The sequence below is a fragment of the Sphingomonas sp. DC5200-1 genome (genome assembly GCF_049897245.1).
Taxonomy (GTDB): domain Bacteria; phylum Pseudomonadota; class Alphaproteobacteria; order Sphingomonadales; family Sphingomonadaceae; genus Sphingomonas; species Sphingomonas aquatilis.
In genome coordinates this window covers 332,183-350,160 of record NZ_JAFCVW010000001.1, presented here as the reverse complement: position 1 = coordinate 350,160, position 17,978 = coordinate 332,183, and the positions used below count along the sequence as shown (strand labels likewise).

Sequence of the window (17,978 nt, the reverse complement as noted above, 5' to 3'; positions counted from 1 at the left end):
GGGGAGAAGGATGCAAGAGATGGCAACCGAAGTCACCGTTCCCGTTCTGGGCGAATCGATCACCGAAGCTACCGTCGGCGAATGGCTGAAGCAGCCCGGCGACCCCGTGAAGGCCGACGAGCCGATCGCGAGCCTTGAGACCGACAAGGTGTCGGTGGAAGTGCCCTCGCCGGTCGCCGGCGTGATGGGTCAGCACGCGGTGCAGGTCGGCGATACCGTGCAGGTCGGCGCGATGCTCGCGACGATCGAGGCGGGCGGTGGTGCGGCGGCGGCGTCTGCCGCTGCGCCGGCTCCGGCGGTCACCCCGGCTGCGCCTGCTCCGGCCGCTGCGGCACCGGCTGCGGCGCCTGAGGCATCGAGCGACTCGCCGGCGGCGCTGTCGCCGTCGGTCCGTCGCGCCGTGCTGGAATACGGCCTCGACCCCGCGTCGATCACCGGCACCGGCAAGGACGGTCGCATCACCAAGGAAGACGTGGCCGCTGCAGCCGCTGCTAAGCCGGCCGCGACCGCGCAGGCGCCCGCTTCTGCTGCTCCGGCTGCCGCCCCGGCGGGTGGTCGCAAGGAAGAACGCGTCAAGATGACGCGCCTGCGTCAGACGATCGCCAAGCGCCTGAAGGAAGCGCAGAACACCGCCGCGATGCTCACGACGTTCAACGACGTCGACATGACCGCCGTGATCGAAGCGCGCGCCAAGTATAAGGACCTGTTCGAGAAGAAGCACGGCGTCCGCCTGGGCTTCATGGGCTTCTTCGTGAAGGCCGCGACGATGGCGCTGAAGGATATCCCTTCGGTCAACGCCTCGATCGAGGGCGATGAGATCGTCTATCACGATTATGCCGACATCTCGGTCGCCGTCTCGGCCCCGAACGGCCTCGTCGTGCCGGTCATCCGCGATGCGCAGGATCTGTCGGTCGCGGGGATCGAGAAGACGATCGGCGATTTCGGCCGCCGCGCCAAGGACGGCACGCTGAAGATGGACGAGATGAAGGGCGGCACCTTCACCATCTCGAACGGCGGCGTGTTCGGCTCGCTGATGTCGACCCCGATCATTAACCCGCCGCAGTCGGCGGTGCTGGGCCTCCACCGGATCGAGGATCGCCCTGTGGTGGTGAACGGTCAGGTCGTCGTGCGCCCGATGATGTATCTGGCGCTCAGCTACGACCACCGTCTGATCGACGGCCGCGAGGCGGTGACCTTCCTCGTCGCGCTGAAGAATGCGATCGAGGATCCGACGCGCATTCTGATCGACCTGTAAGTATCTATATAGACACGTCACCCCGGCGGAGGTCGGGGTCTTTCGCGGGGAGCATCGCTTCCTGCCGCACGAGATGCCAGCGTCCGCTGGCATGACGGTTGGAGGAAATGATGGCAGACTACGACTATGACGTCCTCGTGATCGGTGCGGGCCCCGGCGGCTATGTCGCGGCGATCCGCGCGGCGCAGCTGGGCTTGAAGACCGCCTGCGCCGAAGCGCGCGAGACGCTGGGTGGGACCTGCCTGAACGTCGGCTGCATTCCGTCGAAGGCGATGCTGCACGCGTCGGAATATTTCGATGCGGCGGCGAATGGCGCGATGGCCAAAATGGGCATCAAGGTCACGCCCGAGCTGGACCTGGACGCCATGCACGGCCAGCGCCGCGACGCGGTGAAGCAGCTGACCGGCGGCATCGAATATCTGTTCAAGAAGAACAAGGTGACGTGGCTGAAGGGCCATGCGCGCTTCACCGGCAAGGACAGCGTCGAGGTCGCGGGCCAGACGGTGCGCGCCAAGAACATCGTGATCGCGACGGGATCGTCGGTCACGCCGCTGCCGGGCGTGACGGTCGATCAGAAGGTGGTCGTCGACAGCACCGGCGCGCTCGAGCTGCCGAAGGTGCCCGAGCATATGGTCGTCATCGGCGGCGGCGTGATCGGCCTGGAGCTGGGTAGCGTGTGGCGCCGCCTGGGTGCGAAGGTGACGGTGGTCGAATATCTCGATCAGATCCTGCCGGGCTTCGATGGCGACGTGCGCAAGGAAGCGCAGAAGATCTTCAAGAAGCAGGGCATGGAGTTCAAGCTTTCCACCAAGGTGACGGGCGTCACCGTGGCGGGCGACACCGCGACCCTGACCGTCGAGCCCGCCGCCGGAGGCGCGGCCGAGACGATCACCGCCGATGCCGTGCTGCTGGCGATCGGTCGCAAGCCGAACACCGATGGCCTGAACCTCGAAGCCGCGGGCTTGTCGGTCAACGCGCGTGGGCAGGTGGAGATCGACCACGACTTCGCGACCAGCGTAGCCGGCATCTGGGCGATCGGCGACGTCGCACCCGGCCTGATGCTCGCGCACAAGGCCGAGGACGAGGGCATTGCGGTCGCCGAGAACATCGCTGGCCTGACCGGCATCGTGAACCACGACGTGATCCCGAGCGTCGTCTACACGATGCCCGAGTTCGCCGGCGTCGGCCTGACCGAGGAAGCGGCGAAGGCCAAGGGCGAGATCAAGGTCGGCAAGTTCCCGATGATGGCGAACAGCCGCGCCAAGACCAACCACGAGCCCGACGGCTTCGTGAAGATCATCGCCGATGCCAAGACCGATCGCGTCGTCGGCGTCTGGGCGATCGCCAGCGTCGCCGGCACGATGATCGCGCAGGCAGCGCAGGCCATGGAGTTCGGCGCGACCAGCGAGGACATCGCCTACACGTGCCACGCCCACCCGACGCATTCCGAGGCGATCAAGGAAGCGGCGATGGCGGTGACGGGCAAGCCGATCCACATTTGATGCCGGACGGTGGGGGAGCAGAGCGTTCCCGCGCCGATCTGGAGGCCGAATGGCTGGAGCTGACGCGCGGGATCCTACCGGGTCTCGCGCGTTCGCGTTCCTGGCCGGTGCGGGCGGATCATTGCTTCCAGCGGATTTTGCTCGACGCGGTCGTCGGCGGGGTGTGGTATGATGCGGTCGCCGGACGGCCGGCGTATCGGTGTATCGATGGCGGGCTGCTGGCGCAGGCGGTGGCGTTGGGGCGCGACGTCGTGGAGGGGCGGGCCGATCTTGCGGCGCTGAACCGCCAATCGCTGGCGTGGCGGCGTGCGCGGAAAGGAAGCCCCACACGCTCCGTCACTCCCGACTTGGTCCCGAGTCCACCGGGCCGAGGGGGCCGCGTTTGAGCCTCCTGCCGTCCCCCTCGCCGTGGAGTGGACCCCGGAACGAGTCCGGGGTGACGGGGTGTTTGGGGCAAGCGATGCGCGGGGAGCGGAGCCCAACACGCTCCGTCACTCCGGACTTGGTCCGGAGTCCACCGGGCCGCGGGGGTCGCGTTTGAGCCTCCTGCCGTCCCCCTCGCCGCGGAGTGGACCCCGGAACGAGTACGGGGTGACGGAGTGGGTGGGGTGAGCGATGCGCGCGGGAGGGGAGCGGGGTGGCGCGGGAGTGGGGTAAGCGATCAGGCCGCCAATTGGGTTTTTGCGATGCCCCGGATCATATCCGCCGCTTTCTCCGCAATCATGATCGTCGGGGCATTGGTGTTGCCGCTGACGAGGCTCGGCATCACCGACGCGTCCACCACGCGCAGGCCTGCGATGCCGCGCACCCGCAGCTGACCGTCTACCACCGCCATCCGGTCGCCTTCCGCCCCCATCTTGCAGGTTCCGATCGGGTGATAGATCGTCTCGGCCGTCTGGCGGACCCAGGCGTCGATCGCGGCATCGCCCCGTACGTCCGGCCCAGGTGCCAGTTCGGCGTCGCGATAGGGATCGAGCGCTACCTGCGCCACCACGTCGCGACCGATCGTCACCGCCTCGCGCAGGACGCGGCGGTCTTCGGGCGTGCTGAGGTAATTCGCCTCGATCAGCGGATCGGCCAATGGGTCGTCCGACACCAAGCCGATACGTCCGCGGCTTTCGGGGCGAAGCTGGCAGAGGTGGAGCGAGAAGCCGTCTTCGGTCGCCTTGACCTTGCCGTGGTCGCGCATGATCGCGAGCACCGCGTGGATTTGAATGTCCGGGTGGTCGAGGCCCTCGCGCGAGGGGATGAAGGCGCCGGCTTCGAGAAAGTTCTGCCGCCCGACGCCCTTGCCGGTCAGCGCGTAGCGGAGGCCGACGCCGAGTTGGCGCAGGCCCTTCACTTCGCTGAACACCGTGCGCAGGCCGCGGCTGCGCCAGTTCATGATGACGTCGAGATGATCCTGCAGGTTGCGCCCGACACCGGGTAGCTCATGCAGGGTCTTGATACCGACGCCGCGCAGATGCGCGGGATCGCCGATGCCCGACAGCTGGAGCAGCTGCGGTGACTGGACTGCGCCCGTGCACAGCAGGATTTCGCCGGAGGCGGTCGCCCGGCGCGCCTCGCGCCCGACCACATAGTCGACCGCGACAGCCCGTCCGCCCTGCACCTCGATACGCGTGGTACGCGCATCCGTCGCGATCGTCAGGTTCGGTCGGGCTAAGGCGGGGAACAGATACGCCTCCGCCGCGGTCCAGCGCCGGCCGTTGGCGATGGTCAGGTCATAGGGGCCGAAGCCTTCGGGATGCGCGCCATTGAAATCGTCGGTGATCGGATAGCCGGCCTGTCGCCCCGCGGCGATGAAGGCGGCGTTGAACGGGCTGTCGCTTTCGCCTGCCGAGACGCGCAGCGGGCCATCGGTCCCGTGCAGCGGTCCGCTGCGATGGTGCCCCTCCAGCTTGCGGAAATAGGGGAGGACGTCGTCCCAGCCCCAACCGGAGAGGCCGGATTGCGCCCAGCGATCGTAATCGCGTGGATGGCCCCGCGAATAGATCATGCCGTTGATCGCCGAACTCCCGCCCAGCCCTTTGCCACGCGGCCACCACAGGCGCCGGTTGTCGAGGTGCGGTTCGGGGGCGGTCCAGAAGCCCCAATTGTGCTTGCTCTTCGTCTTGATCAGCTCGCCGACGCCGGCCGGCATGCGGACAAGGAGGTCCCGGTTGTGGCCACCGGCTTCGATCAGCAGCACGCGGACCGCGGGGTCTTCGGACAGGCGCGCGGCCATGACGCAGCCGGCGGAGCCGCCGCCTATGACGATATAGTCGAAGCCTTGGTCTGCCATGCTCTCTCCTCCTGCGCGGCCTTGTCGACCGTCGCATCCGTGGGTGTGCAGAGGAGCGCGATCAGCTCCTCCATCAATGCCGGCCGATCGAGATCGGGCGCGTGGACCTTGCCGAGCCCCAGCGTCATCAACGCATAGCCGCGCACGCGTGCCTGATGCGGCGTGAGGCCGTTCGCCTCGAGGCAGTGCGACAGGAAGGCGAGGACTTGCGCGTCGTTGCGTTCGACCGCAGCCTGCGCACGGGGATCGCTTTCGGCCCAGGCGCGCATTGCGAGTGAGAGACGGAACAGACCCCGCCGGCGGACGATCTCGGCGAGCAGGCGGATGCGATCGACGGGATTTCGCTCCGCCTTCATGATCGTGTCGAGGATGCTGGCGAGATGTTCGCCCGCAAAATAGTCCGCCAGCCGGCCCTGATAGGCGTCGAAGTCGGTAAAATGGTGATAGAAGCTGCCTGTCGAAACGTTCAGCTCCGCAGCGAGCGGACGCAGCTTCAGCGCCCGCAGGCCGCCCCGCCGCAGAAGCGACTGCCCCGCCTCCAGCCAATCGCGTGGCGTAAGGTCCGTCGCGCGGAGCGTCCGGTCGGGGGCGGCGGTGGCCATAACCGATGTTATGCAGCTATTGCGCTGTGGTAAACCCCTTGGCGATGAGCGCCCGAGTGACGCCGTTGGTCCAGCCGAACCCGTCCTGCAGCGGGTATTCGCCGCCGCCGCCGGGCAGGCGCTGCACAACGTTGTACTTTTCGAGCAGCTTGCCGCTGGCATCATATTCGCGGGTCACGCTGGCCAGCCAATGGGCGGCGATCCGGCGGGCGAGGGTGGTTTCGCCATAGCGTTCGAGCCCCGTGATCGCGACCCATTGCAAGGGCGCCCAGCCGTTGGGATCGTCCCATTGCTGCCCGGTGTCCGCCAGCGTGGTGCGAAGCCCGCCCTCGCCGATCAGCGGGGCCAGCGCCTTGGCGGTCGCTTGGGCGCGATCGGGCGTCGCGATGCCGACGAACAGGGGGAAGGCCATGGCGGCGGTGCGCCCGCCCGCGACCGTGTCCGCATCCACGTCGTAATCGGCATAATAGCCGCCAGCGTTCCACAGATGGCGGTTGATCGCCACCGCGCGTGCGTCTGCCGCCGCGGTGTAGCGGCTGGCGCAGGGATCGTCCTTCAGCGTCCGGCAGTTCGTCGCGATGCTGCGTTCAAGCCCGTAGAGCAGGCTGTTTAGATCGACCGGGACGACGCGCGTCGTGCGGATCGTCGCCAGCGTCTTGCCATCGGCGAGCCAGCGCGAACTGAAGTCCCAGCCGCTCTCGGCGCCCGCGCGTAGATCGCGGTAAAGGACCTTGGCGTCGCGACCGGGGTTCGCCTGCGCGAGCAGCGCGTCCTCGCGATAGCTTTCGTCGCGGGGATCGTCGCGGTCGTCCCAATAGCGGTTGAGCAGGCTGCCGTCGCGAAGGCGTACGACGCGGGCGCTCGCCTCGCCGGCCCGCAGGCCATCGGCGCCACGCATCCAGAAATCGTGCTCGGCGCGCAGCCAGCGCGTGCGCTGTGCGAGCGTGTCGGCGCGCTTCGACATGCCGGCGATCAGGTAGAAGAAGGGCGGCTGTGAGCGGCTGAGATAATAGGTACGCGTGCCGTTGGGAATGCGGCCGTAGCGGTCGAGCAGGCTGCCGAAGTCGACAATCATGTCCTCGACCAGATCCTGCCTACTGGAGGCCTGCAGGCCCAGCATCGTGAACCAGCTGTCCCAATAATACATTTCGCGAAACCGGCCGCCGGGGACGACGAAGCGCTTCGGCAACGGCAGCGCCGACGAACCCGGGGCGACGCTCGGCAAGGTGCGCGTGAGCTGCGGCCACAGTGCATCGATATGCGCGGTGAGCGAGAGTTTGGCCGAGGGTGGCGGCACGGTCGGCGTGATCGGCAGGGTGAAGTTCGCCTGCACGAAGGCTTCGAGCGCCGCGCGATCCTTGCAGGCGCACTGGCGATAGGCCTTCATGATGGCTGCATCGCTGCGGCGCGGCTGGGCGTCGGCGAAGGTCTTCGAATCGGGGAAGACGCGCTGCATCTGCACCGCGCGGAACAACTCGCCGAAGCGCTGTGCAGGCGACAGCGGCGTGGCGGCGACGAGCAGCGTCGTCAGGGCAAGCAGCAGCGGGCGGATCATCATCGGCTCTCCACGATGGTTCTACGGCTCAGCGAGACGCGCCGGGTCTGGCGATCGATACGCAGCGCGATCTGGGCGTCGCCGTCGCCCAGGCGAAGTTCGAAACCGGGCGCGTCGTGCCAGCGGTCTGGCGTCATGACCTCGCCATCGAGTGCGCGCCAGTCGGCGTCGGCGTAGGGGGCCACGGCGTTCAGACAGTTGGTGCTGCGAAAGGCAGTGAGGGCGGCGACGAAATCCTCGAGATCGCGGTCACGGTGCTGCCAGTCGACCCAGCCGATTGCATTGTCTTGCGCATAGGCGTTGTTGTTACCCTGCTGCGTGCGGCCGAATTCGTCGCCGGCGGTCAGCATGATTGTGCCGCGCGAGGCGAACAGCGTGGCGAGCAGCGCGCGGAGGTCGTCACGGCGGCGCTGGCGGATGATGGGATCGTCGCTCGGCCCCTCGACGCCATTGTTCCAGCTCAGATTGTCGCCATGGCCATCGCGATTGTCCTCGCCATTGGCGTGGTTGTGGCGCTCGGCATAGCTGACGAGATCGGCGAGCGTGAAGCCATCGTGCGCCGCGAGGAAGTTGACGGTGCGCGTGTCGCGGGGACCGAAGAGGTCCTCCGATCCTGCGATGCGGGTGGCCAGGTCGCCTGCGCTGCCGTCGCCGCGCCAGAAGCGGCGGACGTCGTCGCGATAGCGGTCGTTCCACTCCAGCCAATGGTCGGGGAAGTGGCCGAGCTGATAGCCGCCGGGGCCGATGTCCCACGGCTCGGCGATCATGATGCGGCTGGCGAGCAGCGGGTCGGCGGCGATTTCGGCGAAGATCGGCGCATGCGGATCGAACCCGGGGCCGCGGGCGAGTATCGTCGCGAGGTCGAACCGGAAGCCGTCGACTCCGCACCGAGCGAAATGGCGCAGGCTGCCGAGGATCAGCGCGCGAACCTCCGGCCGGCTGCAATCGAGCGTGTTGCCCGTGCCGGTGTCGTTGACGAGGCTGCCGTCGGGTGCGTGCGCGTCATAGAGCGCCTCATCGAACCCGCGCAGCGACAATGTCGGGCCGAGGCGGTCGCTCTCGCCCGTGTGGTTGAAGACGAGGTCGAGGATCACGCCGATCCCGGCGCTGCGGAGGGCGGCCACCGTCTCGACCAGTTCGGCGACGCCGCCGGGGGCGAGCCGCGGGTCGATCGCCATCGGGACGACCGGGTTGTAGCCCCAGCTGTTGGTGAGGCCGAGCGGCGACAGGTGGCGCTCGTCGATCCATGCGACGATCGGCATCAGCTCGACCGCGGCGACGTTCAACGTCTTGAAATGCGCGATGATCGCCGGATGGGCGAGGGCGGCGATCGTGCCCCGCTGCGCCTCCGGTACGTCCGGGTGCAGCATGGTGAAGCCGCGGACGTTGAGTTCGTAGATCAGGCCGCCGGGGGTGAAGAGGGGCGGGGCGACAGGTACGGTAGTGGGCGGCGTGACGATGGCGCGCGGGACTAGCGCAGTCGTGTCGATGCCCGCCTCGCCGAGGCACGGGTCGTAGTGGAACGGCCGGTCCAGCTGGATCGCATAGGGGTCGACCAGCAGTTTCGCCAAGTCGGCCGCAGCGCGATAGCCGTAGTGCGTGCCGACGCCAGCGCCCTCGACCTCCGCATGCCAGATGCCGTCCGCGCCAGTCATGGGTAGCTGTCGCTCGCCCGCATCGTCGAACAAGCAAAGCGTGACTGGGGTCGCGCTCCGCACGGCGAAACGGGTGCCGCCGTCCACGACTTCCGCGCCGAGCGACACGCTCACGTGATGACGTCGGGCTCGGTGCGGCCGGTATGGTGGACGATCCCGGCGATCGCATCCGCTGCGGCGACGATATCGGCCAGCATCTCGCCGGTATCGCGGTCAAGGTCGCCGTCGGCGGGTTCGTAGCGTTCGAGATAGACGCGCAATGTCGCACCGCTGGTGCCCGTGCCCGACAGGCGGAAGACGACACGGCTGCCACCGTCGAACAGGATGCGCACGCCTTGGTTGCGGCTGACCGATCCGTCGGTGGGATCGGTATAGGCGAAATCATCGGCTTCGGCGACGCGCAGGCCTGCTACCTGCTTGCCTGCGAGCGTGCCGAGCTTGCCGCGCAGCTCGGCCATCAGCGCATCGGCGCGATCGCTCTCCACGCCTTCATAATCGTGGCGGGCGTAATAGTTGCGGCCGTAGGTCGCCCAGTGATCGCGCGCGATCGCATCGACCGATTGGCCGCGAACGGCGAGGATGTTGAGCCACAGCAGGACCGCCCACAGGCCATCCTTTTCCCGCACGTGGTCGGACCCGGTGCCCGCGCTTTCCTCCCCGCAGATCGTCGCCATGCCGGCGTCGAGCAGATTGCCGAAAAACTTCCATCCCGTCGGCGTTTCGAAGATCGGCAGCCCCTTGGCCGCCGCGACGTGATCGGCGGCGGCGCTGGTCGGCATCGATCGGGCGATACCCTTCAACCCCGCGGCATAGCCCGGCGCAAGATGCGCATTGGCGGCGAGCATCGCGAGGCTGTCGGATGGGGTCACGAACCGACCGCGGCCGATGATGAGATTGCGGTCACCGTCGCCATCCGACGCGGCGCCGAAATCGGGCGCTTCGGGGGCCATCATCGTCTCGTACAGCGCATGCGCGTGAACGAGATTGGGGTCGGGGTGATGGCCGCCGAAATCCTCCAGCGGCGTGCCGTTGCGCACCGTACCCTTGGCGAAGCCGAGACGGTTTTCGAGGATTTCGGTCGCATAGGGGCCGGTAACGGCGCTCATCGCGTCAAATGCCATGGTCAGGCCCGCGGCACGAATGGCAGCGAAGTCGAACAGCCGCTCCATCAGGGCGGCATAATCGGTGACCGGATCGACAATCTCGACGGTCATATCGCCGACCTGCGTTTCGCCGATCGTGTCGAGATCGACGTCCGCCGCGTCGACGGTCAGCCAGCGGTCGATAACCTTGGTACGCTGGTACAGCGCTTCGGTGACGCTTTCGGGCGCGGGGCCGCCGTTGGCGATATTGTACTTGATGCCGAAATCCTCGGTCGGGCCGCCGGGATTGTGGCTTGCCGACAGAACGAGGCCGCCCAGCGCCTTGCGGATACGGATCATGTTGCTGGCGGCGGGCGTCGACAGAATGCCGCCGCGGCCGATCACCGCCCGGCCGAAACCGTTGGCGGCGGCGATGCGGATCGCCTTCTGGATCACCTCGCGATTGAGGAAACGGCCGTCGCCGCCGATGACGAGCGTCGCGCCCTGCTTGCCATCGATGACGTCGAACACCGACTGGACGAAATTCTCGGCGTAATTGGGCTGCTGGAACACCGTCACCTTCTTGCGGAGGCCCGAGGTGCCGGGCTTCTGGTCGGTGTAGGGCTGGGTCGGGCAGGTGCGGATCATGCGTGTCCTGTCAGGGTCTTGTAGAGGTCGGCGTAACGGCGGCCGCTTTGGCCCCAGGAGAAATCGGCGCGCATCCCGTTGCGCTGGAGGATGCACCATAGATCGGGTCGGGCATATGCGGCAATCGCGCGGCGGATCGCGTGCGCGAGCGTGTGGTAGCCGGTTTCGCCATGCTGGAAACCGGTGGCGACGCCGGCGGCGAGCGCCGCCTCGTTGGCATCGATGACCGTGTCGGCGAGGCCGCCCGTACGCGCGACGATCGGCACGCAGCCATAAGCGAGGCCGTACAGCTGGGTCAGCCCGCACGGTTCGAAGCGCGACGGGATCAGGATGGCGTCGGCGCCGCCCTGCAACAGATGCGAGAGCGGCTCGTCATAGCCGATCTGCACGCCGATCCGGCCGGGATAGCGTGCGGCGGCGGCCAAGAATGCCGCCTCCAGATGCGCGTCGCCCGATCCCAGCAGCGCCAGCCGTCCGCCGAGCGCGACGAGCTCGTCGAGGCATTGCGTCAGGACATCCATGCCCTTCTGCCACGTCAGGCGGCTGATGACGGTAAACAGGGGGCCGTCCCCCGCTTCCAATCCGAAGAGGCTTTCAATCGCGTGCTTGTTCGCCTTGCGACGGCCGAGCGCGCGCGTGGTGTAGCGGCTGGGGAGGGCGGCGTCGGTTTCCGGGTTCCAGACCGCGGGGTCGATGCCGTTGACGATGCCGTGGACGCGGTCGCGGCGCGCTTCGATCAGGCCTTCCAGGCCCATGCCGAAGCGGCCCTCGCGGATTTCGGCCGCATAGGTCGGGCTGACGGTGGTAATCGCATCCGCGGCGGCGAGACCTGCCTTCAGGAACCCAACACCGCCGTAATATTCGACGCCGTCGATCGCATAGGCCATCGCGGGCAGGCCGAGGTCAGCGAACACCTCCGCGCCGAACTGGCCCTGGAAGGCGATGTTGTGGACGGTCATTACGCTCGCCGGGCGGCGATCGGCGTGCAGGAAGCGGAGATAGGCGGGTGCCATCGCCGCCTGCCAGTCGTGCGCGTGCAGCAGGTCGAAGCAATAACCCGGCACCACGCCCGCGGCGATCTCCGCCGCAGCAAAGGCGAACGCCGCGAACCGCTGCCAGTCGTCGGTCTGGCCATAGAGGCCGCCGGGCCGTGCGAACAATTCGGGCGCGTCGAGCACCAGCAGCGGATGCTCGCCGATATGCGAGGCCAGCAGCCGCGCCTCGACGCCGAGCAGATCGGGCCAGCGGTGGACGACCGTCGCACCCTTCACCGCCTTGGCGAGCGCGGGGTAGCCGGGGAGCAGCGTGGTCGTTGCGATCCCATGCGGGCTGAGCGCGTCGGGCAGGGCACCGACGACGTCCGCCAGCCCGCCGGTCTTCACCAGCGGGAAGGCTTCGGACGCGACCGAGAGAACCGACAGGGTCACAGTGCCAAGCGGTCGATCATCGGTTGGGTGATCAGGCAGATGCCCTTGTCGGTCCGGCGGAAGCGGCGGCTGTCGAGCTCCGGGTCCTCCCCGACGATGAGCCCGTCCGGGATGACGACCCCGCGATCGAGCACCACGCGCTTCAGGCGCGCGCCACGGCCGATGTGGCAATAGGGCAGCACGACAGCTTCCTCGAGGGCCGAAAAGCTGTGCGCGCGCACGCCGGTCGACAGCAGGCTGCGATGGATCGACGAGCCCGACACGATGCAATTGCCCGACACCAGGCTGGACACGGCCGACCCGCGCCGGCCCTCTTCATCATGGACGAACTTGGCAGGCGGCGTGATCTCCGAATAGGTCCAGATGGGCCATTCGTGATCGTAGACGTCGAGCTGCGGGATGACATCGGTGAGGTCGATATTCGCCTCCCAATACGCATCGACCGTGCCGACGTCGCGCCAATAGGCGGCGGGTTCCTCGCTGGTGCGAACGCAGCTTGCCGAGAAGCGGTGCGCCTGCGCCTTGCCGTGCTGGACGAGGTAGGGGATGATGTCTTTGCCGAAGTCGCGGGCGGAGCCGGGTGTGTCGGCGTCACGGCGCAACTGCTCGATGAGGAACTTCGTGCGGAAGACGTAGATCCCAAGGCTGGCGAGCGCGATGTCTGGCTGGCCCGGGATCGACGGCGGATCGGCGGGCTTTTCGACGAAGTCGATGATCCGGTCGGTCTCGTCGACGTGCATCACGCCGAACGCGACCGCCTCCATCCGTGGCACCTCCATGCAGGCAACGGTGACGTCGGCGCCACTGTCGCAATGCTGCTGGAGCATCACTTCGTAATCCATCTTGTAGATGTGATCGCCGGCCAGGATCACCATGTACTCAACATCATAAGCCTCGATGATGTCGATGTTCTGGTAGACCGCGTCGGCGGTGCCTTCATACCATTGGAATTCGCTGATCCGCTGGCTGGCGGGCAGGATGTCGAAGCTTTCGTTGCGTTCGGGGCGCAGGAAGTTCCAGCCGCGCTGCAAGTGGCGGATCAGCGAATGCGCCTTGTACTGGGTCGCGACGCCGATGCGGCGGATGCCCGAATTGATCGCGTTCGACAGCGCGAAATCGATGATCCGGCTCTTGCCGCCGAAATAGACCGCAGGCTTGGCGCGTGTGTCCGTCAGTTCCATCAGCCGGCTGCCGCGGCCACCCGCCAGCACATAGGCCATCGCATCACGCGATAGCGGCTGTCCTCGTCTGTCTACCACCGGCATCCTCCTATTATCTGTCCGTCGACCGTCCTGCCCCTGGATCGGTCAACCGTCGTATTGCAGCATGATGGTCGCGAGTGGTGGCAGTGTCACCCATGCCGCGCCGTCCTTCGCGTCGACGCCACCCATATTGCCGAGGCCGGAGCCCCAATAATGGTGCGCGTCGGAATTGATGATCTCGCGCCAGCGCCCGTCCTGCGGCAGCGGCACGCGATAGGGTGCGCGCGCGACCGGCGTCAAATTGGCGATCACCGCCACCGGCTTCTCGCCCGGCGCCTTGCGCAGCCAGGCGAAGACCGAATTGGCGGCATCGTCGCCGATCAGCCATTCGAAGCCCTCGCCCTCGCAGTCGCGCGCATGCAGCGCGGGCGTTTCGCGGTACAGGCGGTTGAGGTCGCGGACCAGATTGCGAATCCCCTCGTGCGACGACGAACAGCGCAAATGCCAGTCGAGCCCCCGATCCTCGCTCCACTCCTGCCGCTGCGCGAACTCCTGGCCCATGAACAATAGCTTCTTGCCGGGATAGCCCCACATGAAGGCGTAATAGGCGCGCAGGTTCGCGAATTGCTGCCAGTCGTCACCGGCCATCTTGGCGAGCAGCGACCCCTTGCCGTGGACGACCTCGTCATGGCTGAGCGGGAGCACGAAATTCTCGTCGAAGGCATAGACCAGACCGAAGGTGATCTCGCTATGGTGATGCCGCCGGTGGATCGGTTCGCGGGCGAAATACTGGAGCGTGTCGTGCATCCAGCCCATGTTCCACTTGAAGCCGAAGCCCAGGTTTGTGCGCGGGCCGTCGTCGAAGGCGGGGGTGGAGACGCCCGGCCAGCTGGTCGATTCCTCGGCGACGGTGAACACGCCGTCGCGCTTGCCGTACACCGCGCGGTTCATGTCGCGCAGGAAATGCACGGCCTCCCAGTTCTCGCGGCCACCCTCGTCGTTGGGGATCCATTCCCCGGCCTTGCGGCTGTAGTCGCGGTACAGCATCGAGGCGACGGCATCCACGCGCAGCCCGTCGACGTGATAGCGTTCGGTCCAGAACAACGCGTTGTTGATCAGGAAGCTACGCACCTCGCGCCGCCCGAAATTGTAGATCGCGGTATTCCAGTCGGGGTGGAAGCCAAGGCGCGGGTCTTCGTGTTCGTACAGCGCCGTGCCGTCGAACCGGGCGAGGCCGTGGACGTCGACGGGGAAGTGCGCAGGCACCCAATCGAGCAGCACGCCGATCCCTGCTTGATGCGCACCATCGACGAAGCGCGCAAATCCGTCCGGATCGCCGAAGCGCGCGGAGGGCGCGTATAGTCCGGTCGTCTGGTAACCCCATGACGGATCATAGGGGTGTTCGCTGATCGGCATGAATTCGATATGGGTGAAGCCCATGTCGACGACATAGGGGATCAGGCGGTCGGCGAGCGCGTCCCACGACAGATACCAGCCGTTTTCGTCGCGATCCCAGCTGCCGGCATGCACCTCGTAGATGCTCACCGGCACGCGGCGCGGATCGAGCTTCGACCAGCTGTCGCGGTGGGCGGCGTCACCCCAGTCATGCGCGGACTGTGCGGTGGTGATCGACGCGGTCTTCGGGCGAAGTTCGGACTGGAAGGCGAAGGGGTCCGCCTTCAGCGGTTGCAGCGTGCCGTCCGGGCCGAGGATCGCGAACTTGTAGCTGCGGCCCGCACCGATATCGGGCAGGAAAATTTCCCACACGCCGATGTCGGCGCGGCGGCGCATGACGTGGCGGGTGTCGTTCCAGTCGTTGAAGTCGCCGACCACCGACACGCGCTGTGCATTGGGGGCCCAGACGGCGAAGTGCATGCCGCTCGCGCCCTGATGCTCGATCAGATGCGCGCCCATCTTGTCGTAAAGGCGGAAATGCGACCCTTCCGCGATCAGATAATCGTCGGTGGGGCCGAGCACCGGGCCAAAGCTGTACGGGTCCGTCACCCACCATTCGGCGCCATAGCCTTGCGCACGATATTTCACCGGCTGCGGATCGCCGTCGATCGCGCCTTCGAACAGGCCGGCGTCGTCGACACGGTTCACGCGGCCGAGCGAGGTGCCCGCCAGGTCATACGCTTCGGCCGTTTCCGCGCCGGGAATCAGTGCGCGCGCGAACGTCCCGTTCGGACCGGCGAAGACACCCAGCAGGGAAAAGGGATCGTCGTGGCGCCCGGCGAGCAGGGCAGCGATGGCGCCACGCGGCGGCTTCACATCACGTTCCAGATGTCGCGCGCATATTCACCGATCGTCCGATCCGACGAGAACCAGCCCATGTTGGCGACGTTGAGCACCGCCGATCGGCCCCATGCTGCGGGATCGCTCCAGCGCGCATCGACCATGCGTTGGGCGGCGGCATAGCCGTCGAAGTCGGCGGCCAGCATGAACCAGTCGTGATCGCGAATGCCGTCCATAAGTCCCCCGTAACGATTTGGATCGTCCGGAGAAAACACCCCAGAGGCGATTGCGTTCACCGCCTGCGCCAATTCGCGCGACGCGCCGATGGCGTCCGTACCGCGATAGCCGCTGGCGCGCTTGTCCGCGACCTCCTCAGCGGTCAGGCCGAAGATGAAGATGTTGTTGGCGCCGACATGGTCGCGGATCTCGATATTCGCACCGTCGAGCGTGCCGATCGTCAGCGCGCCGTTCAGCGCGAACTTCATGTTGCCGGTGCCCGATGCCTCCATGCCCGCGGTCGAAATCTGTTCGGACAGGTCGGCCGCCGGGATGATGCGTTCCGCAAGGCTGACGTTGTAATTGGGGACGAAGGCGACCTTCAACAGATTGCCGACCGCGGGATCGGCGTTAATCCGCTTGGCGACGTCGTTCGCCAATTTGATGATCAGCTTGGCGTTGTGGTAGCTCGACGCCGCCTTGCCGGCGAACAGCTTGACGCGCGGCGTCCAGTCGCGCTCCGGGTGGCTGCGGATTTGATCGTATAGCGCGACCGTCTCGACGATGCCGAGCAGCTGGCGCTTATATTCGTGGATGCGCTTGATCTGCACGTCGAAGATCGCATCGGGATCGAGCTTCAGCTCCATCGTGTCATGCAGATACTGGCTGAGCGCCACCTTGTTCGCGCGCTTTACCGCGGCGAAGCGGTCGCGAAAGCCCGCGTCGTCAGCGAAGGGGGCCAGCGCGGTCAGCGCCTGCGCATCGTCGCGGAAGCCGTCGCCGATCGCGCTTTCGATCAGATCGGTGAGCCCGGGATTGCACTGCTGCAGCCAGCGGCGCGGGGTAATGCCGTTGGTCTTGTTGTTGATCCGATCGGGATAGAGACGGTGGAGGTCGGCGAAGACCGTCTTCTTCATCAGATCGGTGTGCAGCGCGGCCACGCCATTGACGCTGTGGCTGCCCGCAAAGGCGAGGTTCGCCATGCGGACGCGGCGCTCGCCGCCTTCGTCGATCAGGCTGATCGCGGCGATCGCGCGATCGTCGGCACCGCTTTCGCGCGCCTCGCGCAGCAGCTTGGCATTGATCGCATAGACCAATTGCATGTGCCGCGGCAGCAGCCGTTCGAACAGCGGCAGCGGCCAGCTTTCCAGCGCCTCGGGCAGCAGCGTGTGGTTGGTGTAGCCGAACGTCCGTCGCGTGATGTCCCACGCCTCGTCGAACGTCAGGCCGTGGAAATCCTTCAGCAACCGCATCAGTTCGGCGACCGACACCGCCGGGTGCGTGTCGTTGAGCTGGATCGCGGCCTTGTCCGGCAGCGTGCGGATATCGCCGAAATACTGGACGTGACGGCGGACGATGTCCTGGATCGAGGCCGACGAGAAAAAATATTCCTGCCGCAGCCGCAGCTCCTGCCCTGCGGGCGTGCTGTCATTGGGATAGAGGACGCGGGTCAGCGTTTCGGCGCGGAGCTGCCCGGCGAGCGCGCCTTCGAAATCGCCGGCGTTGAACTGGTCGAGCTTGATCGGATCGAATGCGCGGGCGTTCCACAGACGCAGCGTGTTGACGCGCTTGCCGCGCCAGCCGACCATCGGCGTGTCGAAGGCGACCGCCTCCACCGCTTCGGCGGGCGACCAGTGGCTGCGGCCATCGGCCAGCGTCGTCACCTCGCCCCCGAAACCGACGAAATAGGCGCTTTCCCGCCGCTCGAACTCCCACGGATTGCCGTGCGCGAGCCAGGTTTCAGGCAGCTCGACCTGCCAGCCATCGTCCAGCCGCTGGCGGAACATGCCGTTCACGTAGCGGATGCCATAGCCATAGGCCGGCAGGTCGAGGCTCGCGAGGCTCTCCATGAAACACGCGGCCAGCCGCCCGAGGCCGCCGTTCCCGAGCGCCGCGTCCGGCTCAATCTCTTCGATCACCGCAAGGTCGACCCCGAGGGACGACAGCGCCTGCGCGACCTCGTCGTTATGCCGCAGGTTCGACAGGGCGTCGCGCAGCAACCGCCCGATGAGGAATTCGAGGCTGAGGTAATAGACGCGCTTCGCGCCCGCCGCATGCGCTTCCTTGGTCGAGCGCATCCAGCGTTCGATGATCTCGTTCCGCAGTGTGAAGATCGTCGCCGCGAGCCAATCGTGCGGGCGGGCGGCCTGTCGGTCCTTGCCGATAAGATGGACGAGGGTGTCGACGATCTCGCTGGCGAGGTCGGGGGCGAGCGCATGGGTCTGCGCAGGGGTGGATGCGGCAGCTGGTTCGGTCACGATCGATCCGGGGAAGAAGAGGGATACGCTGCCGTAACTAAACGATAGGTGCCGGCGAAA

The 17,978-nt window shown here is 66.8% G+C and carries 11 protein-coding genes; 2 read left to right on the top strand and 9 right to left on the bottom strand.

The genetic code is table 11. From position 1 onward, the window contains the following. The first annotated feature begins 19 nt into the window (after positions 1 to 19). Both odhB and lpdA read left to right on the top strand, forming a co-directional pair. Positions 20 to 1,255 (top strand): 2-oxoglutarate dehydrogenase complex dihydrolipoyllysine-residue succinyltransferase, encoded by a 1,236-nt coding sequence (odhB, locus tag ACP7A3_RS01610; RefSeq protein ID WP_426254731.1) that lies wholly within the window; start codon positions 20 to 22, stop codon positions 1,253 to 1,255. Positions 1,256 to 1,365: 110 nt separating this feature from the next. Beyond that, a complete protein-coding gene (gene lpdA / locus ACP7A3_RS01605) occupies positions 1,366 to 2,757 on the top strand; it encodes a dihydrolipoyl dehydrogenase (RefSeq protein WP_294282394.1) in 1,392 nt (463 codons plus the stop codon). A gap of 661 nt (positions 2,758 to 3,418) precedes the next feature. On the opposite strand, the gene ACP7A3_RS01600 is transcribed toward lpdA, so the two are convergent. From ACP7A3_RS01600 to ACP7A3_RS01560, 9 genes are read right to left on the bottom strand one after another with little or no spacing between them, the layout of a single operon-like run. Then, positions 3,419 to 5,038 carry a choline dehydrogenase gene (locus tag ACP7A3_RS01600; RefSeq protein WP_426254730.1) on the bottom strand — a complete coding sequence of 540 codons (1,620 nt, stop codon included), beginning with the start codon at positions 5,036 to 5,038 and terminating at the stop codon, positions 3,419 to 3,421. Further along, positions 5,005 to 5,640, bottom strand: a complete 636-nt coding sequence (locus tag ACP7A3_RS01595) for a TetR/AcrR family transcriptional regulator (protein WP_426254729.1) — start codon at positions 5,638 to 5,640, stop codon at positions 5,005 to 5,007. Before ACP7A3_RS01595 ends, ACP7A3_RS01600 begins: the two co-directional genes overlap by 34 nt. Positions 5,641 to 5,656: 16 nt before the next feature. Continuing rightward, complete coding sequence (gene treA / locus ACP7A3_RS01590) at positions 5,657 to 7,198, bottom strand: alpha,alpha-trehalase TreA (protein ID WP_426254728.1); 1,542 nt, start codon at positions 7,196 to 7,198, stop codon at positions 5,657 to 5,659. Further along, a complete protein-coding gene (gene glgX / locus ACP7A3_RS01585; protein ID WP_426254727.1) occupies positions 7,195 to 8,964 on the bottom strand; it encodes a glycogen debranching protein GlgX in 1,770 nt (589 codons plus the stop codon). Before glgX ends, treA begins: the two co-directional genes overlap by 4 nt. Continuing rightward, a complete protein-coding gene (locus tag ACP7A3_RS01580; protein WP_426254726.1) occupies positions 8,961 to 10,580 on the bottom strand; it encodes an alpha-D-glucose phosphate-specific phosphoglucomutase in 1,620 nt (539 codons plus the stop codon). The genes glgX and ACP7A3_RS01580 overlap by 4 nt, the downstream gene beginning before the upstream one ends. After that, on the bottom strand, positions 10,577 to 12,007 hold the full coding sequence (gene glgA, locus ACP7A3_RS01575; protein WP_426254725.1) for a glycogen synthase GlgA: 1,431 nt from the start codon (positions 12,005 to 12,007) through the stop codon (positions 10,577 to 10,579). Before glgA ends, ACP7A3_RS01580 begins: the two co-directional genes overlap by 4 nt. Continuing rightward, the gene (gene glgC / locus ACP7A3_RS01570) at positions 12,004 to 13,266 is read right to left on the bottom strand and encodes a glucose-1-phosphate adenylyltransferase (protein ID WP_426254724.1); all 1,263 of its coding nucleotides are present in this window, start codon (positions 13,264 to 13,266) and stop codon (positions 12,004 to 12,006) included. The genes glgA and glgC overlap by 4 nt, the downstream gene beginning before the upstream one ends. 48 nt (positions 13,267 to 13,314) lie before the next feature. Further along, positions 13,315 to 15,480 carry a 1,4-alpha-glucan branching protein GlgB gene (glgB, locus tag ACP7A3_RS01565; protein WP_426254723.1) on the bottom strand — a complete coding sequence of 722 codons (2,166 nt, stop codon included), beginning with the start codon at positions 15,478 to 15,480 and terminating at the stop codon, positions 13,315 to 13,317. Then, complete coding sequence (locus ACP7A3_RS01560) at positions 15,477 to 17,918, bottom strand: glycogen/starch/alpha-glucan phosphorylase (RefSeq protein ID WP_426254722.1); 2,442 nt, start codon at positions 17,916 to 17,918, stop codon at positions 15,477 to 15,479. The genes glgB and ACP7A3_RS01560 overlap by 4 nt, the downstream gene beginning before the upstream one ends. Positions 17,919 to 17,978 lie beyond the last annotated feature (60 nt).